The sequence below is a fragment of the Streptomyces sp. NPDC040589 genome (assembly GCF_055594445.1).
Map to the genome: position 1 here is coordinate 339,032 of NZ_JBVIWP010000001.1, position 21,028 is coordinate 360,059.

At 71.7% G+C, this 21,028-nt stretch carries 13 protein-coding genes and 1 pseudogene; 7 read left to right on the top strand and 7 right to left on the bottom strand.

Going from position 1 to position 21,028, the window contains the following annotated elements:
• Nucleotides 1-125: 125 nt before the first annotated feature.
• The 3 genes from ACZ58V_RS01500 to ACZ58V_RS01510 all read right to left on the bottom strand — a co-directional run bounded on the left by ACZ58V_RS01500 (nt 126) and on the right by ACZ58V_RS01510 (nt 3,616).
• Nucleotides 126-893, bottom strand: coding sequence for an enoyl-CoA hydratase/isomerase family protein (locus ACZ58V_RS01500; RefSeq protein WP_471287836.1), 768 nt, complete (start codon nt 891-893; stop codon nt 126-128).
• A 90-nt stretch (nt 894-983) separates the two neighbouring features.
• Nucleotides 984-2,216 (bottom strand): L,D-transpeptidase, encoded by a 1,233-nt coding sequence (locus ACZ58V_RS01505; protein ID WP_468194691.1) that lies wholly within the window; start codon nt 2,214-2,216, stop codon nt 984-986.
• Nucleotides 2,217-2,371: 155 nt separating this feature from the next.
• Complete coding sequence (locus ACZ58V_RS01510) at nt 2,372-3,616, bottom strand: L,D-transpeptidase (protein ID WP_471287838.1); 1,245 nt, start codon at nt 3,614-3,616, stop codon at nt 2,372-2,374.
• Nucleotides 3,617-3,804: 188 nt separating this feature from the next.
• Here ACZ58V_RS01510 and glgX point away from each other — a divergent pair, with 188 nt between their 5' ends.
• Together glgX and ACZ58V_RS01520 are read left to right on the top strand one after the other, a co-directional pair.
• A complete protein-coding gene (gene glgX, locus ACZ58V_RS01515) occupies nt 3,805-6,072 on the top strand; it encodes a glycogen debranching protein GlgX (protein ID WP_468194685.1) in 2,268 nt (755 codons plus the stop codon).
• 172 nt (nt 6,073-6,244) lie between these two features.
• On the top strand, nt 6,245-7,651 hold the full coding sequence (locus ACZ58V_RS01520) for a sulfatase family protein (RefSeq protein ID WP_471287839.1): 1,407 nt from the start codon (nt 6,245-6,247) through the stop codon (nt 7,649-7,651).
• Here ACZ58V_RS01520 and ACZ58V_RS01525 read toward each other — a convergent pair whose 3' ends face one another.
• From ACZ58V_RS01525 to ACZ58V_RS01540, 4 genes are read right to left on the bottom strand one after another with little or no spacing between them, the layout of a single operon-like run.
• Nucleotides 7,652-8,299, bottom strand: coding sequence for a response regulator (locus ACZ58V_RS01525; protein ID WP_468194680.1), 648 nt, complete (start codon nt 8,297-8,299; stop codon nt 7,652-7,654).
• Entirely contained in the window at nt 8,292-9,545 is a 1,254-nt protein-coding gene (locus ACZ58V_RS01530) for a sensor histidine kinase (protein ID WP_471287841.1), read from the bottom strand. The genes ACZ58V_RS01525 and ACZ58V_RS01530 overlap by 8 nt, the downstream gene beginning before the upstream one ends.
• Nucleotides 9,546-9,589: 44 nt before the next feature.
• The gene (locus tag ACZ58V_RS01535) at nt 9,590-10,339 is read right to left on the bottom strand and encodes an ABC transporter permease (protein WP_468194674.1); all 750 of its coding nucleotides are present in this window, start codon (nt 10,337-10,339) and stop codon (nt 9,590-9,592) included.
• A complete protein-coding gene (locus tag ACZ58V_RS01540) occupies nt 10,336-11,238 on the bottom strand; it encodes an ABC transporter ATP-binding protein (RefSeq protein WP_471287843.1) in 903 nt (300 codons plus the stop codon). Before ACZ58V_RS01540 ends, ACZ58V_RS01535 begins: the two co-directional genes overlap by 4 nt.
• A 183-nt stretch (nt 11,239-11,421) precedes the next feature.
• On the opposite strand from ACZ58V_RS01540, the gene ACZ58V_RS01545 reads away from it, so the two are divergent.
• From ACZ58V_RS01545 to ACZ58V_RS01565, 5 genes and pseudogenes are all read left to right on the top strand, one after another.
• Nucleotides 11,422-13,224: an ABC transporter ATP-binding protein gene (locus ACZ58V_RS01545; protein WP_471287846.1), complete on the top strand. Its 1,803-nt coding sequence runs from the start codon at nt 11,422-11,424 to the stop codon at nt 13,222-13,224.
• Complete coding sequence (locus ACZ58V_RS01550; RefSeq protein WP_468194665.1) at nt 13,221-15,083, top strand: ABC transporter ATP-binding protein; 1,863 nt, start codon at nt 13,221-13,223, stop codon at nt 15,081-15,083. The genes ACZ58V_RS01545 and ACZ58V_RS01550 overlap by 4 nt, the downstream gene beginning before the upstream one ends.
• A 22-nt stretch (nt 15,084-15,105) precedes the next feature.
• Nucleotides 15,106-16,827 (top strand): ABC transporter ATP-binding protein, encoded by a 1,722-nt coding sequence (locus tag ACZ58V_RS01555; RefSeq protein WP_471287847.1) that lies wholly within the window; start codon nt 15,106-15,108, stop codon nt 16,825-16,827.
• A pseudogene (locus tag ACZ58V_RS01560) lies at nt 16,824-18,597 on the top strand (ABC transporter ATP-binding protein). The gene ACZ58V_RS01555 and the pseudogene ACZ58V_RS01560 overlap by 4 nt, the downstream one beginning before the upstream one ends.
• Nucleotides 18,598-18,749: 152 nt before the next feature.
• On the top strand, nt 18,750-20,831 hold the full coding sequence (locus ACZ58V_RS01565; RefSeq protein WP_468194656.1) for a M4 family metallopeptidase: 2,082 nt from the start codon (nt 18,750-18,752) through the stop codon (nt 20,829-20,831).
• Nucleotides 20,832-21,028 lie beyond the last annotated feature (197 nt).

Below are 21,028 nucleotides of genomic sequence, written 5' to 3' on the forward strand. Positions count from 1 at the left end.
TTTCGGGGCAAGCGACGCCGTTCCCCGACCGGACACGCTTAAGGCTCCCTTAAGGCTGCGATAAACCGCCCCATCGAGGGACCCGGATCAGACGCCGCGTCAATTGCAAGCCCCTGGAGGGGTGTTCACAGGAACTTGGCCTTGCCCGGCCCCTCCTCCACGAAGCTGCGCATGCCGCGCTCACGGTCCTCGGTGGCGAACAGGCCCGCGAACCAGTTGCGTTCGATGGTCAGGCCCGTCTCGATGTCCGTCTCCAGGCCCGCGTCGATCGACTCCTTCGCGGCGCGCAGCGCGAGCGCCGGGCCCTGTGCCAGCTTGGCGGCCCAGGCGTGTGCCTGCGCGTACACCTCGTCGGCGGGCACGACCCGGTCCACCAGGCCGATCTCCCGTGCCTCGTCGGCCTTCACCATCCGGCCGGTGAAGATCAGGTCCTTGGCCTTGGAGGGGCCGACCAGACGGGCCAGGCGCTGGGTGCCGCCCGCGCCGGGGATCAGGCCGAGCAGGATCTCGGGCTGGCCGAGCTTGGCGTTCTCGCCGGCGACGCGGTAGTCGGCGCACAGCGCGAGTTCGCAGCCGCCGCCGAGCGCGTAGCCCGTGACGGCCGCGACGACCGGCTTGGGGATGCGGGCCACCGCCGTGAAGGAGTCCTGCAGGGCGCGGGCGCGCAGGACCATCGCGGTGTGGTCCATCGCCTGCATCTCCTTGATGTCCGCGCCGGCCGCGAACACCTTCTCGCCGCCGTAGACCACCACGGCCCGCACGTCGTCGCGGCGCGTGGCCTCCTCGGCGAGTTCCTTCAGCCGGTCCTGCGTGGCGATGTCCAGCGCGTTCATGGGCGGGCGGTCGAGACGCAGCGTGCCGACGCCTTCAGCGACTTCGAGAGTGACGGTCATAGGGAGCAGGTTAACGGCGACTAACGGCAAGGGCCCCGGTGCTGTCCGTCACACCGGGACCCTCGTCGTCAGCTCAGCGTCGGCTCGGAGCTACTTCTTCCACTTCTCCCACGACATGTTCCAGCCGTTGAGCCCGTTGTCCGGGTCGACGACGCGGTCCTCGGAGTTCTTGACGACCACCACGTCGCCGATCATCGAGTGGTTGAAGAACCAGGCGGCCGGCACCTTCTTGTCCCAGCCGCCGCGCACATCGCGCAGGCCGATGCAGCCGTGGCTGGCGTTGTACTCGCCGAAGGCACCGCCCGCCCAGTAGTTGCCGTGCAGGAAGGTGCCGGAGGTGGTGAGGCGGATGGCGTGCGGGACGTCCTTGATGTCGTACTCGCCGCCGTAGCCGACGGTCTCGCCGTTCATCCTCGTCACCGGGAGCATCTCGCTGACGACCATCTGGCCGTTCCAGGTCTCCATGCCGGGCTTGCCGGTGGTGACCGGGATGGTCTTGAACAGCTTGCCGTCGCGCATGACCTTCATCGTGAGCTTCTTGGCGTCCACGACGGAGACCTGGTTGCGGCCGATGGTGAAGTCGACCGTCTTGTCCTGCTCGCCGTAGACGCCGGAGCGCCCCTCGACGCCGTCGAGGTTCAGGTCGACGGTCACCTTGGTGCCCGGCTTCCAGTACTTCTCGGGGCGGAAGTCGAGACGGTCGTTGCCGAACCAGTGGCCCTCGACGTCCACGGCCGGTTCCGTCTTGACGCGGATGGCCTTCTCGACGTCGTCCGGGTTGGTGATGCCCCGGTCGAAGCGGATGGAGAACGGCATCCCGACGCCGACCTTCGAGCCGTCCTCGGGAGTGAAGGTGCCGGTGAAGGTGTTCTCCGGCGTCAGCGTGGTGAAGCCGGCGTCCTCGGCGGCGGTGCGGCCCTCGGAGTCCTTCGCGACCGCGTGGACCGTGTACTTGGTGGCGGCGGCCAGATGGCCGGACGGCGCCCAGGTGGCGCCGTCGCCGGATATCTCGCCGTCGACCTTCTTGCCCTTGGCGTCCTTGACCTCGACCTCGGTCAGCTTGCCCTTGGCGGCTGTGACCTTCAGCTTCCCGCTGGTGTCGACGGACTTGGCGCCGTCCTTGGGGGTGATGCTCACGACGGCCTCGGACTGCTTGCTCTGCGCGGTGTCCGCGCCCTTGCCGGTGCCGTCGCCCCCGCCGGCACCGGCTCCGCTCTTCCCGCCGCCACACGCCGTGACGGCGAGGAGCAGCACGCCGAGTATCAGCGCGAGCAGTCCGTGCCTGCCCCCAACCGACGCCCCCGATATCGGTCGCCCGTTCAAGTCGTACTCCCCTCCCCGGGCCTGGTCAGGCCCACAACCCCTGCGCGTCCCCCACGCCCCGGCGCATAGTAACCACAAGGCGCCGGGCACCGGCGGCCCGCGATTGTCACTGTTCCGTCCCAACGGAACGCCGGGTCGATCCGCCCCCTGTCGGACTACTTCACCGCACTGCCCGCTTTCCATGCGTTCCAGCCCATGTTCCAGCCTCCGAGGCCGTTGTCGGGAGCGACCTCCTTGTCCTTGCTGTTGACGACCTCGACGACGTCCCCGATCAGGCTGCGGTCGAAGAACCAGCCGGCCGGGGTGGCCGAGCCGCCGCCCTTCACATCGCGCAGTCCGACGCAGCCGTGACTGACGTTGGTCCGTCCGAAGACGGTGTGGTCCGCCCAGTAGTTGCCGTGCAGGAAGGTGCCGGAGTCGGTCAGGCGCATGGCGTGCGGGACGTCCGGGATGTCGTACTCGCCCTTGCCGTCGCGCTTCTTGAAGCCGACGGTGGCGCCGTTCATCCGGGTGACGTCGAGCATCTCGGTCACCACCATCTTCCCGTTGTACGTGGTCGTCTCGGGGGCGCCTGCCGTGACGGGCACGGTGGCGAGGGTCTCGCCGTCGCGCCGGACCTCCATGGTGTGCCGGGCGGCGTCGACCACGGAGACCTGGCCGCGGCCGACGGTGAAGGAGAACGTCTTGTGCTGCAGGCCGTAGACCCCGGGCGCGCCCTCGACGTCGCGCAGGCGCAGGTCGACGGTGACCTGGGTGCCGGGCTTCCAGTAGTCCTCGGGGCGGAAGTCGAGCCGGCTCCGGCCGAACCAGTGCGGGCGGATCTCGACGGCCGGGCGGGAGGTGACCCGCACCGCGCGTTCGACGACGGCACGGTCGACGATCTCCCGGTTGAACTCCAGGGAGACGATCATGCCGGTGCCGACCGTGGCACGGTTCTCCGGGGCGACGTAGCCGATGAAGCGTTCCTCGGGGACGTACGTCGTGAAGGTGGTGTGCCGGGCCGAGCGGTGGCCGTCGCCGTCCACGGCCACCGCGTCGACCGTGTACTTGGCGGCGAGCCCCAAGCGTTTCTCGTCGGGCTCCCAGGTCAGGCCGTCGGGCGAGACCCGCCCGGGCACCGGGGACTCCTGCGCGTCCTGGGACCGGGTGACCTTCACCGACTCCAGCCTGCCGTCGGGCACGCGCACCCGCAGCGTCCTACCGGGGCGCACGCCCCTGCTGCCGTCGTCGGGCGAGACCTTGATGACGTCCTCGGGCGCCGGGGGCGCGCCGAACGCCCCGGCGATCCCTCCCGCGTCGTCCGAGGTACAGCCCGTGGCCCCGGCCAGCAGCCCTGCCCATGTCACTACGGCGGCCAGCGCGGCCCTCGCGCGCCGCGCGCGCCCTTGTACGTGCCTCACGGGGTACCCAACGACCGGCCGCGTCCCCGGGAAACGACCATGCCCGCCCCCGGGGAAACGTGAGTGCGACCCACGCTCTGGGCAGAACAGTGGGGAGGACGACGCGCAGGGGAGCCGCGGCCCGGGCCGCAGTACAGGACCGCACCCCTCTGTCCGCCGTCGTTCCACGAGCCGCGGGAGGCTGACAGGTGTCCAGCGCAGCCGAGCAGGAGGCGGTGGCCGGCCATCAGGCCACCGGGAACGGGCGCCAGGCCGCCGCCGCGAACGGCGTACGGCGGCCCGCACCGCCGCCCGTGGTGCCCGCCTGGCCGGGCGCGGCGACGCCGCTGGGCGCCCGGTTCCGGGTCGGCCCGGACGGGGTGGCGGGGACCAACTTCGCGTTGTGGGCGGGCGGGGCGGAGGGGGTCGAGCTGTGCCTCTTCGACGAGGCGGGCAAGGAGTCGCGGGTCCGGCTCGGCGAGCTGACCCACGAGATCTGGCACGGCTTCGTCCCGGGCGTGCTGCCCGGACAGCGCTACGGCTACCGGGTGCACGGCCGCTGGGACCCGTGGACCGGCGCCCGCTGGAACCCGGCGAAGCTGCTCCTCGACCCGTACGCGCGGGCGGTGGACGCCGCCAAGGGAAATGATTACCGCCGGCTGCCGCCGGAGGTGTACGGGCATGTCCGCGACTGGCCGCAGCAGCACGTCGCGGACACCGTGCGCGACGACCGGGACTCGGCGCCGTACGTCCCCAAGGGCGTCGTCGTCCACGATGACGACGACTGGGCCGACGACCGCCGCCCGAAGACCCCGTGGGCGGACTCGGTGATCTACGAGGTGCACGTCAAGGGCTTCACCGCGCTGCACCCGGGCATCCCTCAGGAACTGCGCGGCACCTACGCCGGGCTCGCCCACCCGGCCGCCATAGAGCACCTGGTGAAGCTGGGCGTGACGGCGGTGGAGCTGCTGCCGGTGCACCAGTTCGCGCACGAGGACCATCTGCTGCGCAGAGGCCTCGGGAACTACTGGGGCTACAACTCCATCGGCTACTTCGCGCCGCACGCGGCCTACGCGGCCTCCGGGACGAGGGGCCAGCAGGTCGGCGAGTTCAAGCGCATGGTGCGCGCCCTGCACGCGGCCGGGATCGAGGTCATCCTCGACGTGGTCTACAACCACACGGCGGAGGCGGGCGAACTCGGCCCGACGCTGTCCCTGAAGGGCATCGACAACCGCGGCTACTACCGCCTCCAGGACGACCCCCGCCGCTACGCCGACTACACCGGCTGCGGCAACACCCTGCACGTGGTCCAGCCGCAGGTGCTGCGCCTGATCACGGACTCGCTGCGGTACTGGGTGACGGAGATGGGCGTGGACGGCTTCCGCTTCGACCTGGCGGCGGCGCTGGCCCGCTCGATGCACGACGTCGACATGCTCTCCCCGTTCCTGGCGGTCATCGCCCAGGACCCGGTGCTGCGCCGGGTGAAGCTGATCGCCGAGCCGTGGGACGTGGGGTCGGGCGGCTACCAGGTGGGGGCGTTCCCGCCGCTGTGGACGGAGTGGAACGACCGGTACCGCAACGCCGTACGGGACTTCTGGCGGCACGCGCTGCCGGACGTACGGGAGATGGGCTACCGCCTGTCGGGCTCCAGCGATCTGTACGCCTGGGGCGGGCGCAGGCCGTACGCGTCCGTCAACTTCATCACCGCGCACGACGGCTTCACGCTGCGCGACCTGGTGTCGTACGAGCGCAAGCACAACGAGACCAACGGCGAGGGCAATCGTGACGGCACGAACGACAACCGGGCCTGGAACTGCGGCGCCGAGGGCGAGACGGGCGACGAGGGGATCAGGGCCCTGCGGCGCCGGCAGCTGCGGAACCTGCTGACCACGCTGCTGCTGTCCACCGGGGTGCCGATGCTGGTCGCGGGCGACGAGCTGGGCCGCACCCAGCGGGGCAACAACAACGCGTACTGCCAGGACAACGAGATCAGCTGGGTGGACTGGGGATTGCTGGAGGACCCCGGGTGGCGCGCCCTGTTCGAGCTGACCTCCCGGCTGATCGCGCTGCGCCACCGGCACCCGGTGCTCCGGCGCCGGGCCTTCTTCTCGGGCCGGGCCCAGACCGCGGACGGGCTGCGCGACCTGGCCTGGTTCACGTCCCGGGGCACCGAGATGACGGAGCAGGACTGGTACGCGCCCGCCGCCACGCTGGGGATGTACCTGTCCGGCCGGGACATCCCGGGCCGGGACGAGCGCGGGGCGCAGATCCTCGACGACAGCTTCCTCGCCGTGCTGCACGCGGGCGAGGGGCCGGTGCGTTTCGAACTGCCGGGGCCGCCCTGGGCGGAACGGTACGAGGTCGTCGTCGACACGAGTCTGGAGGAGCAGGGGGAGGCACCGGGCGTGGAGCACCGGGCCGGGACGGAGATCACGATGCCGGCACGGGCGGTTCTGCTGCTGCGGGTGGCGGGCTGAGGCATCGTTTCGCCTGGCACGGCTGCCGCATTGTTGCGGGGCGTTGCGGGTCCGTGAACTCGGCGGGAATCTTCTTGACCCCGTCGTCGGACCGCTGGCAGCGTCTCTTGCTGAGCCGTGGCCTCTCCCCTGTCTCCTCTCCTCACTCCTCTCCGAATCCTCAGGACCCCGCATGCCTGAAATATCCCGTCGTGCCCTCGGTGCTCTCGTCGGCGGTGGTGCCGTGGGCGCCGTCGCCGGTACGGCCACCGGTGCCGAAGCCGTCCCCGCCGAGCGGCCGTTCAGGGCCCGCCCCGGTGCCGGGTCCGGGCGACGCCCCAACGTTCTCGTCATCCTGGGCGACGACCTCGGCTGGGCCGACCTGTCCTCCTACGGCGCCCCGCACATCAGGACGCCGAACCTGGACCGGCTGGCCCGCCAGGGCGTGCGGTTCACCGACGCCTACTCCGGCTCCTCGACCTGCTCCCCGACCCGGTTCAGCCTCTACACCGGGCGCTACCCGGGCCGTACGAAGGGCGGACTCGCCGAGCCGATCGCCGACCGGTCGCAGGGCCTGGACCCCCACCACCCCACGCTCGCCTCCCTGCTGAAGAAGGCGGGCTACGCCACCGCGCTGATCGGCAAGTGGCACTGCGGCTGGCTGCCCGACTACAGCCCCACCAAGTCGGGCTGGGACGAGTTCTTCGGCAATCACGGGGGCGTGCTGGAGTACTTCTCCAAGCTCGGCCAGCTCGGCGACCACGACCTCTACGAGGGGGACGCCGAGTACAAGGACCTGCGGTACTACACGACCGTGCTCAGGGAGCGGGCCGTCGAGTACGTCGGCCGGGACCACGACCGGCCCTGGCTGCTGAACCTCAACTTCACCACCCCGCACTGGCCCTGGCTCGCCGAGGGTGACGAGGAGACCGGTGCCGAGATCGCGGCGAAGATCAGGGCGGCGACGTCACAGGCCGAGGTCAGCAAGGCCCTGAACCACTACGACGGCGGCTCGGTCGCGAAGTACACGCAGATGGTGGAGAGCCTGGACGCGGCCGTCGGCGAGGTGCTCGCCGCCCTGCGCCGCTCCGGGCAGGAGGAGAACACCGTCGTGCTGTTCGCCAGCGACAACGGCGGCGAGCGCTTCTCGTACCTGTGGCCCCTCAGCGGCCAGAAGTTCTCGCTCCAGGAGGGCGGCATCCGGGTGCCCGCGATCCTGCGCTGGCCCGCCCGGATCGACGGCCATCAGGTCAGCCACGAGCCGAACTTCTCCCCCGACTGGACCGCGACCCTCCTGGAGCTGGCCGGTGCCCGGCCCGACCCGGCGTATCCGCTGGACGGCAAGAGCCTCGCCGGCTACCTGCTGCGCGGCGAACGGCTGCCCGAGCGGGACCTGTTCTGGCGGGTGCGCGGCAACCGGGCCCTGAGGCGCGGCGACTGGAAGTACTACCGGGACGCCAAGGGCACCGACCACCTGTACAACCTGGCCGAGGATCAGCGCGAACAGGCCGACCTCGCCCCCGACGAGCCGGAGTTGCTCACCGAGCTGAAGACGTCCTGGGAGAAGACCGCGGCGGGTCTGCTGCCGTACCCGGGCTAGCTAGCCCAGGATGCCTCGCTCATAGGCCGTGGCCACCGCCGCCGCACGGTCCTTCACGCCCAGTTTCGCGTAGAGATGCGTGAGGTGCGTCTTGACCGTGGCCTCGCTGATGAAGAGTTCACGGGCGATCTCGCGGTTGGAGGTGCCCTTGGCGACCAGGGCCAGGACCTCCCGCTCGCGGGCGGACAGGGGGTCGTTGCCGGGGGCCCGGGGAGTGCGGACCGCAGAGACCAGGCGGGAGGCCACGGCCGGGGAGAGGACGGTCCGGCCTTCCGCCGCCGCGCGGACCGCCGCGAACAGTTCGTCCCTCGGGGCGTCCTTCAGGAGGTAGCCCGTCGCGCCCGCCTCTATCGCGGGGAGGGTGTCGGAGTCGGTGTCGTACGTGGTGAGGACGAGGACCTTGGCGCGGGCGCCGGTGCGGGTCAGCTCGCGGATGGCGTCGACGCCCCCGCCGCCCGGCATGCGCAGGTCCATCAGGATCACGTCGGGGTCCAGGGCGGCGGCGAGCGCGACCGCCTCGACGCCGTTCGACGCCTCACCCAGCACGCGGAAGCCCTGCGCGGACTCGAACATGCCGCGCAGGCCGTCCCGTACGACGGGGTGGTCGTCGACGATGAGCAGGGTGATCGCGGCGGCGTCGTCAGTCATGGCGGACCAACGGTACGCGAGCGGAGACCGCCGTACCGTGGCCCGGCTCGGACTCGACGGTGAGGGACCCGGCGACGCGTTCGGCGCGGGCGCGCATGCCGTCGAGGCCGAAGCCGCCGGAGCCTGTGCGTTCGGGGACGGCGAGCGGGTCGAAGCCGCGGCCGTCGTCGCGGATGTCGAGGATGACCTCGTCGCCGAGGAAGGACAGGGTGACACCGACACGGCCGGCGGAGGCGTGCCGGGCGGTGTTGGAGAGGGCCTCCTGGACGATCCGCAGGAGCGTGGCCGCGATCTCCTCGTGGAGACGCTCGTCGGTGCCGGTGATCGTGAACTCGGCGCGCACACCTGTCCGTTCGCCCCATTCGGCGACGGTCTTTTTCAGGGCCTCCGGCAGTCCGGCGTCGGCCAGCGCCACGGGGGCGAGGTTGTGCACGGAGCGGCGGGCCTCGCCGAGGCTGTGCCGGGCCAGGTCGGTCGCGCGGGCCACGTGTTCGCGGGCCAGGCCGGCGTCCGGGGTGTTCACCACCACCTGGAGCTGGGCGATGATGCCGGTCAGCCCCTGGGCGATGGTGTCGTGGATCTCGGCGGCCAGCCGCCGGCGCTCGTCGGCGACTCCGGCCTCCCGGGCCTGCACCAGGAGTTGGGCGTGCAGGGCGGCGTTCTCGTCGAGGGCCTGCTGCAGGGCCGCGTTGGTGCGCTCCAGTTCGGTGATGCTGGCGGTCTGGATCCGGGTGCGTTCCTCCTCGCGCGCGGCCAGCTGCCCGAAGACGATCAGCAGCGCGATGTGGACGCAGAGCAGCGCCCCGAACACCGCCCAGTTCAGCGGCCCGTGCAGGGGCATGCCACCGGACTGCGACCCCGCGATGGTCACCGCGGTCGCCAGCAGCCCGAGTTTGAGCGGGCGCCCACGCAGCAGCCGGTCGGGGCCGACGAACCCGGCGGCGGCGTAGAAGGCGAAGAACGGGTTGAACCAGCTGAGCGCGAATCCCAGCGCCCAGCGCACGAAGTAGTAGCAGGCGCCAGGCACCGACGGGGCCAGGGGCCGGCCGCGGGACCAGCGCCCCCACCACACCTGCAGGATCACGGCGGCGCCGACCAGGGCGACGGCGGCATACCGCTCCCGTTGGGTCATGCCGACCGCGTCGACCGTGGCCGCGGAGAGCACGGTGCCCGCCGCGAGCATCCCGTACGGCCCCCAGCGGAAGTACGCCGCCCACCGCTGCTCCACGCCCGCCACGTCCGTCATTTCCACAGTGTCGGCCACGGCCGTGTCCCCTCCCCGGGCGCCGGTCATTCCCAGCGGAACCAGCGCGCGGCCGACGCCGAGAGCACCGCGGTCCACGCGGCGAGGACGGCCAGGTGGCCCCAACTCGGCCAGTCGCCCGCGGCGGCCTGGTCCAGGGCCCGTGCGGCGGCGCCGAACGGGGTGCACTGGACGATGCGGCCCAGCAGGTCCGGCATGGCCTGCACGGGCACCCAGACCCCGGCGCAGAACATCATCGGGAAGAACACGGCCGTCCCGATCGCGGTCGCGATCTTCGTCGTGCGGGCCCGTGCCGAGATCACCGCGCCCAGCGAGATGGCGGCGAGCACGGCGAGGAGCAGCGCGAGCAGGTACCCGACGGGCTGTTCGGGCAGCCGTACGTCGTAGGCGAGCCGTCCGACGACGAGCGTGAGCAGCGCGGAGGCCAGGGCCGCCACACCGTTCACCAGCATCTGGGCGGCCAGCAGGGCCGAGGGCCGGACGGGAGTGGTGGAGAGCCGGCGCAGGATGCCGTTCTCGCGGTAGCCGGTGAGGGTCGGCGGCATCGCCTGTACCCCGGCCATGATGAGGGCGACCAGGACACAGACGGGCACGTACACGTCGACGATCCGCAGCCCGCCGAGCCCGTCCTGCGCCTCGCGGAAGGACGGCATGGAACCGAGGATGCCCAGCAGCAGGGCCGGGAACAGCAGGACCCAGAAGAGACTGCCCGGCTCGCGCCGGAAGAGCCGGAACTCGCTGCGCAGAACGGCGGGGTTGATCAGTGCCGTGCTCATGCCGAGGCCTCCGTGAGGTCCAGGAAAGCGTCGTCCAGCGTGGCGTCGGTGACGCGGAGTTGACGGGCGGTGATGTGGTGGCGGGCGAGCAGGGACAGCACGGCGTTGACCGTGTCGTCCGTGCCGGACAGTGTGATCCGGCCGTCCTTGTTCGCGACGGCGACCAGGGCGGGGAGCGTGTTCAGCTCACGGTCGTCCAGGGGTGCGGACGGGGTGAAGCTGATGACGGTGGCGCCCGCCGAGCGGCGGATCAGCCCGGACGGGGTGTCCAGGGCGGCCACCCGGCCCTTGTCGATCACCGCGATCCGGTCGCAGAGCCGCTGCGCCTCCTCCATGAAGTGCGTGACGAGCAGGACGGTGACGCCGTTCGCGCGGATGTCCTCGATCAGCTCCCACGTGTCGCGGCGGGCGCGCGGATCGAGGCCGGTGGTGAGCTCGTCCAGGACGACGACCCGGGGGTCGCCGATCAGGGCGAGCGCGATGAACAGGCGCTGCTTCTGACCGCCGGACAGCTTGGCGAACCGGGTGGTCAGCTTCTCCTGAAGGCCGAGGCGTTCGGCCAGCGGGCGCCAGTCGACGGGGCGCGGATAGAACGCGCTGTAGAGCTCCAGCGCCTCACGGACGGTGAGTTTGGGCTGGAGCCGGCTCTCCTGGAGCTGGGCGCCCAGAACCTGGGCGACCCGCTCGTGGTCGGCGACCGGGTCGAGGCCGGTGACGCGGACGCGGCCGGAGTCGGGGACGCGCAGCCCCTCGACGCACTCGACGGTGGTGGTCTTGCCGGCGCCGTTCGGGCCGAGGACGCCGAAGATCTCGCCCTCCTCGACGGCGAAGGAGACGCCGTCCACGGCCGGGCGGCCGGCATAGGCCTTGCGCAGGTCGGTGACTTCGATGACGGACATGGACCGAGGGTCCCGGTGCGGCGGGTCCGCGCACATCGCCCGTCGCGCTCGAACGGACATCAGCCGATCGGCTGATGCCGGCGTACGACCCCCCGAACACCCAGGTCGTAGGACCAAGGACGGACCCGGACTCGGAGAAAACTCGGTGGGCAGTGTCAGTGGCGATCCGTAGGCTCACTGCTGATGGCCACGACATCTGCCCCCGCCCCCAACCGTTCTGCCGTGCGCACGCTGCTACGCCTGTGGCCGTACGTGCGGCCCGCGCGGTCACGGCTGTTCAGCGCCGCATTCGTGGCGATAGTCGCCTCCAGCACGGGCCTGGTGATCCCGCTCGTCCTGAAGTGGATGGTGGACGGGCCGGTCGCCGACCGGGACCCGGCCGGGGTGTGGCTCGGGGCGCTGTTCCTGCTGCTGCTCGGCTTCGCGGAGGCCCTGCTGTTCGGGCTGCGGCGCTGGCTGGTGGCGCGGCCGCTGGCGCACGTCGAGGCGTCGATGCGGGCGGATCTGTACCGGCACCTGCAGCGGCTGCCGGTGTCCTTCCACGACCGGTGGGCCTCCGGGCAGTTGCTGTCCCGGGGGATGACGGACCTGATGCTGGTCCGCATGTTCCTCGCCTTCCCGTTGACGTTCCTGCTGGTCAACGGGGTGACGATAGCGATCGGCGTGATCATCATGCTGCTCCAGGACTGGACGCTGGGGCTGGTGATCCTCGGGCCCGCCGTGCCCGTGATGGTGACCTGCGTGGTCTTCGAGAAGCGGTACGCCGAGGTGGCGCGGCGAGCGCAGGACCAGGTCGGCGACCTGACGACGGTCGTCGAGGAGAGCGTGCTCGGCATCCGCATCATCAAGGGCTTCGGACGCCACCGGAGCCAGGCGCGGGCGTTCCGGGACCTGTCGGGGAAGCTGCGCGGCACGGAGCTGCGCAAGGCGCGGCTGCTGGCGACGATCTGGGGCGTCATCGTGACGCTGCCCGAGATGGCGATCGGGGCGGCCCTGGTCGTGGGGGTCGTGCAGGTCGCCGACGGCGACTTGTCGGCGGGGACGCTGGTGGCGTTCCTGTCGACGGCGCTGGCCCTGCGGTGGCCGGTGGAGTCGATCGGGTTCCTGCTGGCCATGAGCCAGGAGGCGGCGACGGCGACCGAGCGGTACTTCGAGGTGATGGACGAGGACGTCGAGGAAGGCGCGGAGGTCGAGGAGCGTCGGCCTGCCGCCGCAGGCGGCCGGTCAACAGCCCTTGAGGACAAGGGACTTCGCTTTCACGACGTCCAGTTCCGCTACCCCGACGCCCCGCCCGACTCCCCGCCCGTCCTCCAGCACATCGACCTCCACATCCGCCCCGGCGAGTCCATGGCCCTGGTCGGCGCCACCGGCAGCGGCAAGACGACCCTCACCGCGCTCGTCCCCCGGCTCTACGACGTCACCTCGGGCCGCATCTCCCTCGACGGCGTCGACATCACCGGCCTGTCGAGGCAGGCGCTGCGCGCCAAGGTCGCCGTCGCCTTCGAGGAGCCCACGCTCTTCTCGGCCACGGTCGGCGACAACGTTCTCATGGGGGCCGAGGGCACGGCCGGGACGGCGGAGCTGGAGCGGGCCCTCGCCGTCGCCCAGGCAGACTTCGTGCACGCCCTGCCGCAGGGGACCGACACCCAGGTCGGTGAGCAGGGCCTCAGCCTCTCCGGCGGACAGCGGCAGCGCCTCGCGCTCGCCCGGGCGGTCGTCGGGCAGCCGGAGTTCCTCGTCCTGGACGACCCGCTGTCGGCGCTGGACGTGCACACCGAGGCCGCCGTGGAGGCCGCCCTGCGGGACGTCCTCGCGGACACGACCGCGCTGATCGTGGCGCACCGCCCCTCCACCGTGCTGCTCGCCGACCGGGTCGCGCTGCTGTCCGGCGGCCGGATCGCCGCCGTCGGCACCCACCACGAACTGCTGCGGACGAACGCCGAGTACGCGCACCTGATGTCAGGGGAAGAGGAGGGCGCACGATGACGGCGGCCACCAGCACACCGGCCGACAGGAAACCCGACGACGAACCCGACGACCGGCCCGCCGCCACCGGCGACCCCTTCGACCAGGACGTCCTGCCCACTCCCCCGGGCGCCACCGCCGCCCTGCTGCGCTCCCTGCTCACGCCACTGAAGGCCCGGGTCACGGTCACGACGGTTCTGCTGCTGCTCCAGCAGGCGGTCGTGCAGGCGGGCCCGCTGCTCGTGGCGTACGCCATCGACCGTGCCGTACCGGCGTTCCGGGCCGGCGACCACGGGCCGCTGATCACGGTGGGCGCCGGCTATCTGGCGTGCGCGCTGGCCGCGGGCGGGCTGCAGTACGCGTTCGTCGCCGCCGCTGCCCGGGTCAGCCAGGACGTGCTGCTCGACCTGCGCGGCCGGATCTTCCGCCACGCGCAGGCGCTGAGCGTCGACTTCCACGAGCGCTACACCTCGGGCCGGCTCATCTCCCGCTCCACGGCGGACGTGGAGTCCCTGCGCGAACTGCTGGACGAGGGCCTGCAGGAGCTCGTGACGGTCATCCTGTCCTTCGTCTACATCTCGGCGATGCTGCTCTGGCTCGACCTGGGCCTCGGGAGCGTGGCGGTGGCGTCCCTGGTGCCGCTCTACGCCCTCGTGCGGCTGTACCAGCGGCGGGCCGGGCGGGTGTACCGGGCGCGGTCCACCGCCATCGCGGCCGTCATCGTGAAGTTCGTCGAGACGATGAACGGCATCCGGCCGGTGCGCGCCTTCCGCCGCGAGGCCGTCAACGACGCGGACTTCGGCGTGCTCAACCGGCGGCACGAGCGGACCAACGGCAACACGCTGCTGGAGATGGCCCGCTACGTCACCGGCTCGCGGCTGGTCGCCAACACGGCGGTCGCGGCGATCGTGCTGTGGGGCGCCTACCGGGTCGCGGGCGGCACGCTGGCCCTCGGTGTGCTGGCGGCGGCCGTGCTGTACCTGCGGCGGCTGTACGACCCGATCGACCGGCTCGGGATGTTCCTCAACTCCTACCAGTCGGCGGCGGCCTCGCTGGAGAAGATCGCCGGGCTGCTCGCCCAGACCCCGTCCGTCCCCGAGCCGGCGGACCCCCGTCCGCTCCCGCCCCTGGCGAGCGAACACCCGGGCCGCGAGGTCGTCTTCGACGGCGTCAGCTTCGGCTACCGCACCGGCGGCGAGGTGCTGCCCCGCTTCGACCTCACGATCCCGGCCGGGCAGACGGTCGCGGTCGTCGGCTCCACGGGCGCCGGAAAGTCGACGCTGGCCAAGCTGCTGGCCCGGTTCTACGACCCCTCCGAGGGCCGGGTGCTGCTGGACGGCGTCGGCCTGCGCGAGCTCGCCGTGCCCGACCTGCGGCGCGGGGTGGTCATGGTGACGCAGGAGTCGTTCCTGTTCTCCGGCACGGTCGCCGAGAACATCGCGATCGGCCGCCCGGACGCGACCCGTGCGGAGATGGAGCAGGCGGCGAAGGAGATCGGCGCGCACGACTTCATCAGCGCCCTGCCCGACGGCTACGACACCGACGTACGCAAGCGGGGCGGCCGCATCTCGGCCGGACAGCGGCAACTGGTGGCGTTCGCCCGGGCGTTGCTGGCCGACCCGGCGGTGCTGATCCTCGACGAGGCGACCAGCTCGCTGGACATCCCGGGCGAGCGCGCGGTGCAGCGGGCGATGGCGACGGTGCTGAAGGGGCGCACGGCGGTGGTCATCGCGCACCGGCTCTCGACCGTCGAGATCGCGGACCGTGTCCTGGTGATGGAGCAGGGGAAGATCGTCGAGGACGGCGGACCGGCCGAACTCGTCGCGGGCACGGGCAGGTTCGCCGATCTGCACCGGGCCTGGCGGGACAGTCTGGCGTAGGGCGGCGGCGGAGGGCGGGCGGATGATCGACGCGTACGAGGACCCCGGCACACCCGACCGCCGTGGCGGTGCGCGCTACCTGTGGTGGCTGGTCACCCGGCAGCCCTGGCGGTGTGCGGCCGGGGCCATGTTCGGCAGTGTGTGGATGGTGCTCCTGGCGGCCACGCCGTATCTGATGTCCCGGGCGATCGACGACGGTCTCGAGCCCGGCGACATGGGCTCGCTGGCCCTGTGGAGCGGGGCGCTGTTCGCGGTGGGGGCGTTCAACGCCTGGCTGAGCATCATGCGGCACCGCACGATGACCCGGGTGCGGATGGACGCCAACTTCCGCACGGTGAAGGTCGTCGTCGGTCAGGCGGTACGGCTCGGCGACTCCCTGTCGCGGCAGATGGGGGCCGGGGAGGTCGTCACGATCGGCGTGGGCGACGTGCAGACGGTCAGCCAGGCCCTGACTGTCGTCGGCCCCGGCCTCGGCGCGGTCGTGGCCTACCTCGTCATCGCCGTCCTGCTGGTGTCGGTCTCTCCGCTCATCGCCGCGGTCGTCCTGCTCGGCATCCCGGTGATCGTCCTGCTCGTCGGGCCGCTGCTCGGCCGGTTGCAGGGCTCCGAGACGGAGTACCGCGAGCGGCAGGGCGTCCTGACCGCACGGATCGGCGACCTGGCGGGCGGACTGCGGGTCCTCGCCGGGCTCGGCGGCAAGACACTGGTCGCGGACGCCTTCCGCCGCGACTCGCGGCGGCTGCGCGAACAGGGCTACCGGGTTGGCGCGGTGACCAGCTGGGTCCAGGCCCTGGGCATCGGCCTGCCGACCCTCTTCCTGGCCGTGGTGACCTGGCTGGCGGCCCGCCTGGCCGCGCAGGGGGACATCACCGCGGGCCAGCTGGTCTCGGTGTACGGCTATGTGGCGGTCCTGGTGGGCCCGGTGTCCTTCTGGGTCGAGTGCGGCTACCAGATCAGCCGGGGCGTGGTGTGCGCGCGCCGGGTCGTACGGTTCCTACGGCTGGAGCCCATGCCGGACACGGGCACGCTGGACGCCCCCGCCGAGCCGTCGGCCCTGCACGACCCCGAGTCGGGCGTACGGGTCCTGCCGGGCCGCCTGACCGCCCTGGTCGCGGAACACCCCGCGGATGCCGCGACGGTCCTGGACCGCCTCGCCCGTTACGTTCCCTCGAACGCGACCTGGGGCGGAGTACGCCTGGACGACATCGCGCTCCCCCGGATCCGAGAACACATCCTGCTGGCCGACCACGAGGCCGACCTATTCGCAGGCACGCTGCGGGACATGATCAGGCCTGCTTCCAGGGGCGCGGGGAACTGCGCGACAAGCCACAACGCATCCGCAGCGCTGCACACAGCCGCAGCCGAAGACATCATCCAGGCCCTTCCTCACGGCCTGGACACCCCCATGGACGCCCAGGCCAGAAACCTCAGCGGCGGCCAACGCCAACGCATCCGCCTAGCCAGGGCCCTCCTCGCCGACCCCGACATCCTCCTCACCGTCGAACCCACCTCAGCCCTGGACGCCCACACGGAAGCCAAAGTCGCCGCCCGGCTCAGAGAGGCCCGCCAGGGCCGCACCACGGTCGTCACCACCACCTCCCCCCTGGTCCTGGACCACACGGACACCGTCCTCTACCTGAAGGACGGCAAGGTCGCGGCCTCCGGCACCCACCACGAACTCCTCGACACCACCCCCGGCTACCGAGCCTTCGTCGCGAGGGACACCGAGGAGGTCCTGGGATGACCCGCGGCCACCTCCCCATCGCCGAACGGACCGACGTCCGACGCGCCCTGCTCGCTCTCGTCCGGGCCGACAAACAGGCCTTCATCACCGTCCTGGCCCTGAACGCCCTCGCCGCCGTGGCCGGTCTGGCAGGCCCCCGGGCTGCTGGGCCGGATGATCGACGACGTCCGGGCGGGTCACGGCGTCACAGCGGTGGACCGCCTCGCCCTGGTCCTCCTCCTGTGCGCCCTCGCCCAACTGCTCCTCGCCCGCTGGGCCCGCTTCGTGGGCCACCGCTTCAGTGAACGCACCCTCGCCCGGGTACGGGAGCGGTTCGTGGACCGGGCGCTCACCCTGCCCGCCTCGGTGGTGGAGCGCGCCGGCACCGGCGACCTGACGGCCCGCGGCACCTCGGACGTCACGACCGTCGGCAACACCCTGCGCGACGCCGGCCCGATCCTGCTCATCAACCTCGTGCAGACAGTGTTCCTGGTCGGCGCGGTGTTCTTCCTGGACCCCCTGCTCGGCGCCCTCGGCGTGCTCGGCCTGACGCCGATCTGGCTGGCGTTGCGCTGGTATCTGCGCCGGGCCCGGGACGGGTATCTGGCCGAGGGCGCGGCGACCTCGGAGGTGGCGGAGATCCTCGCGGCGACCGCGTCCGGGGCACGCACGGTGGAGGCCTTCCGGCTCCAGGAGCGGCGCACGGCCGCGAGCCGGGACGCCCTGGAGACGTCCCGGCGTACCCGCTTCCACACCCTCTACCTGCGCAGCGTGTTCTTCCCGGCGGTGGAGGTGTCCTACGTCGTCCCCGTGGCCGGGGTGCTGGTGATCGGCGGGGCCCTGCACGCGTCGGGCTCGATGAGTCTCGGGGCGGTCGTGGCGGCGGCCCTGTATCTGCACCAGCTGAGCGGGCCGCTGGACGAGATCCTGATCCGGGTCGAGCAACTGCAGAGCAGCGGGGCCTCGTTCGCCCGGGTGGAGGGGCTGGCCAGGGCTCCGCGCGCCGCCGGCGAGGGGGACTGTCCGGATCCGGCCGGTGACCGCATCGACGTCACCGGCGCGCGCTACGCCTACGACGGGGGCGTCGAGGTGCTGCGCGGCGTCGATCTGACGGTGACGCCCGGGGAGCGACTGGCCATGGTCGGGCCCTCCGGGGCTGGCAAGACCACGCTGAGCCGGCTGATGGCGGGCGTCGACGCTCCGACCGCCGGCTCGGTGACGGTCGGCGGCGTGCCCGTCGTCGGGCTGGGACCGGAGCGGCTGCGCCGCCAGGTCGTCCTGGTCACCCAGGAGCACCATGTGTTCCTCGGCTCGGTCCGTGACAACCTGCGGATCGCCGAACCGTCCGCCGGTGACGCTCAGGTGTGGAAGGCGCTGGCCGTGGTCGGCGCCGACACCTGGGTGCGGGAGCTGCCCGAGGGCCTGGACACCCGGCTGGGCCAGGGCGGTTGGCGCACCGACGGTTCGCAGCCCCAACAACCCGCCCTCGCCCGGGTGGTGCTGGCGGATCCGCACACCCTGATCCTGGACGAGGCGACCGCCCTGCTCGACCCGACGACCGCCCGGCACACCGAGCGTGCCCTGGCCGCCGTCCTCGAGGGGCGCACCGTCATCGCCGTCGCCCACCGGCTGCACACCGCGCACGACGCCGACCGGGTCGCGGTGATGGAGGACGGCCTGCTGACCGAACTCGGCACGCACGACGAGCTGGTGGCGGCGGGCGGGGCGTACGCGGCCCTGTGGCACTCCTGGCACGGGGACCTGCCCGAGGGCCGTCAAGAGTCCGTATAACGAACATGAACTTCCGGTCAACGAACCGTTTCCGGCCATACTGTTGACGCGGTCCTGACAGAAAGCGCACTCCCCTGCCACGCTTCCCACGACTGCTCCACAGAAACCCCACTGCAACACCTCCACCTCCCCAGGCCGGGCGACCCCCGGCCATGCAGAAGGAGTCCGTGTTGAGAAGCAGTTCCTCGCGCAGAGGCACCTCCCACAGACGCACTCCCCACACCCCTCGCCGTACCGCGGCCGTGGCCCTCGCCGGCGTCGCCGCGCTGATCGCCACCGCCGTCCAGGCCGGCACCGCCACCGCGGCCCCGGAGAACAGGACACCGGCGGCCGCGAGCAAGGCGAAGCCGGGCTCGGAATCGGTCCGGCTCACCCCCGCCCAGCGCGCCGCGCTGATCCGGGAAGCGAACGCCGGCAAGGCCGAGACCGCGAAGGACCTGGGCCTCGGCACCCAGGAGAAGCTGGTCGTCCGCGACGTCCTGAAGGACCGCGACGGCACCGTGCACACGCGCTACGAGCGCACCTACGCGGGCCTGCCCGTCCTCGGCGGCGACCTGGTCGTCGAGAGCACGAAGGCGGACGCCACCGCGTCCGTCACGAAGGCCACCCGCGCCGCGATCGAGCCCGCCACGACGAAGGCGGCGGTGTCCGCCGCGAAGGCCCGGCAGCAGGCCCTGACCGCGGGGAAGGCCGACGAGGCCAAGAGCCCGGACATCAACCGCGAGCCCCGCAAGGTGATCTGGGCCGCGAGCGGCAAGCCGGTCGTGGCGTACGAGACGGTCGTCGGCGGCTTCCAGCACGACGGCACCCCGCAGGAACTGCACGTGGTCACCGACGCCACCACCGGCGCGAAGCTGTACGAGTGGGAGGCCATCGAGACCGGGACCGGCAACACGGTCTACAGCGGCACGGTCGACCTCACCACGACCCAGTCCGGGTCGACGTACAACCTCACCGACGGCGCCCGCGGCAACCACAAGACGTACAACCTCAACCGCGGCACCTCCGGCACCGGCACCCTCTTCTCCGGCCCCGACGACGTGTGGGGCAACGGCACCCCCTCCAACCTGGAGTCGGCCGGCGCCGACGCCCACTACGGGGCCGCGCTGACCTGGGACTACTACAAGAACGTGCACGGCCGCAGCGGCATCCGCGGTGACGGCGTGGGCGCGTACTCCCGGGTCCACTACGGCAACAACTACGTCAACGCGTTCTGGTCGGACAGCTGCTTCTGCATGACCTACGGCGACGGCTCGGGCAACGCGAACCCGCTGACGTCGATCGACGTGGCCGCCCACGAGATGACCCACGGGCTGACGTCGAACACCGCGGGCCTCAACTACAGCGGCGAGTCCGGCGGCCTGAACGAGGCGACGAGCGACATCTTCGGCTCGACCGTCGAGTTCTACGCGAACAACTCCTCCGACGTCGGTGACTACCTCATCGGCGAGGAGATCAACATCAACGGCGACGGGACCCCGCTGCGCTACATGGACAAGCCGAGCAAGGACGGCGCGTCCAAGGACAGCTGGTACTCCGGCATCGGCTCGATCGACGTGCACTACTCCTCGGGCCCTGCGAACCACTTCTTCTACCTGCTGAGCGAGGGCAGCGGCACCAAGACGATCAACGGTGTCACCTACAACTCGGCCACCTCGGACGGGCTTCCGGTCACCGGCATCGGCCGGGACAAGGCGGAGAAGATCTGGTTCCGCGCGCTGACCACGAAGTTCACCTCGACGACCAACTACGCGGGCGCCCGCACCGGCACCCTCGCCGCGACCGGTGAGCTCTACGGCACCGACAGCGCCGAGTACAAGGCGGTCCAGCACGCGTGGGCGGGCATCAACGTCGGCACCCGCCCCGGCGACGGGGGCGGCGGCGGTACGTCCTTCGAGAACGCCGCCGACGTGGCGATCCCGGACCGGGGCGCGGCGGTCACCTCGCCGGTCACCGTCACCGGCCGGACGGGCAACGCGCCCTCCAACCTCCAGGTCGCCGTGGACATCGTCCACACCTACATCGGTGACCTCAAGGTGGATCTGGTCGCCCCCGACGGCACGGCGTACACGCTGAAGGGCTACGGCACCGGCGGCAGCGCGGACAACATCAACGAGACCTACACGGTGAACGCCTCCTCCGAGGTCGCCAACGGCACCTGGCAGCTGCGGGTCCAGGACAACGCGGCCATCGACACCGGCTACATCAACAGCTGGAAGCTCACCTTCCCGTAAGCCGTAGGCCGTAGGCCGTAGGCCACAGGCCACAGGCCGCACCGGTCCCCAAGTCAGGGCGCCGCCCCGGTGGGTTCGACTCCCCCGGGACGGCGCCCGCTTCACATGCCCGGACCCGTCAGCCTGTCGTCGATTTCCGGCCAACATCACGCGCTACTCCTGACATGTACGCGCCCTTGGTGCCACTCTTCCCCCAC

Bases quoted from the DNA above. Each gene is read 5' to 3' on its own strand.
- ACZ58V_RS01525 (WP_468194680.1), bottom strand. From the start codon at position 8,299: ATGACTGACGACGCCGCCGCGATCACCCTGCTCATCGTCGACGACCAC.
- ACZ58V_RS01550 (WP_468194665.1), top strand. From the start codon at position 13,221: ATGACGGCGGCCACCAGCACACCGGCCGACAGGAAACCCGACGACGAA.
- ACZ58V_RS01565 (WP_468194656.1), top strand. From the start codon at position 18,750: ATGCAGAAGGAGTCCGTGTTGAGAAGCAGTTCCTCGCGCAGAGGCACC.
- ACZ58V_RS01545 (WP_471287846.1), top strand. From the start codon at position 11,422: ATGGCCACGACATCTGCCCCCGCCCCCAACCGTTCTGCCGTGCGCACG.
- ACZ58V_RS01555 (WP_471287847.1), top strand. From the start codon at position 15,106: ATGATCGACGCGTACGAGGACCCCGGCACACCCGACCGCCGTGGCGGT.
- ACZ58V_RS01540 (WP_471287843.1), bottom strand. From the start codon at position 11,238: ATGTCCGTCATCGAAGTCACCGACCTGCGCAAGGCCTATGCCGGCCGC.
- ACZ58V_RS01530 (WP_471287841.1), bottom strand. From the start codon at position 9,545: ATGACGGACGTGGCGGGCGTGGAGCAGCGGTGGGCGGCGTACTTCCGC.
- ACZ58V_RS01520 (WP_471287839.1), top strand. From the start codon at position 6,245: ATGCCTGAAATATCCCGTCGTGCCCTCGGTGCTCTCGTCGGCGGTGGT.
- ACZ58V_RS01500 (WP_471287836.1), bottom strand. From the start codon at position 893: ATGACCGTCACTCTCGAAGTCGCTGAAGGCGTCGGCACGCTGCGTCTC.
- ACZ58V_RS01535 (WP_468194674.1), bottom strand. From the start codon at position 10,339: ATGAGCACGGCACTGATCAACCCCGCCGTTCTGCGCAGCGAGTTCCGG.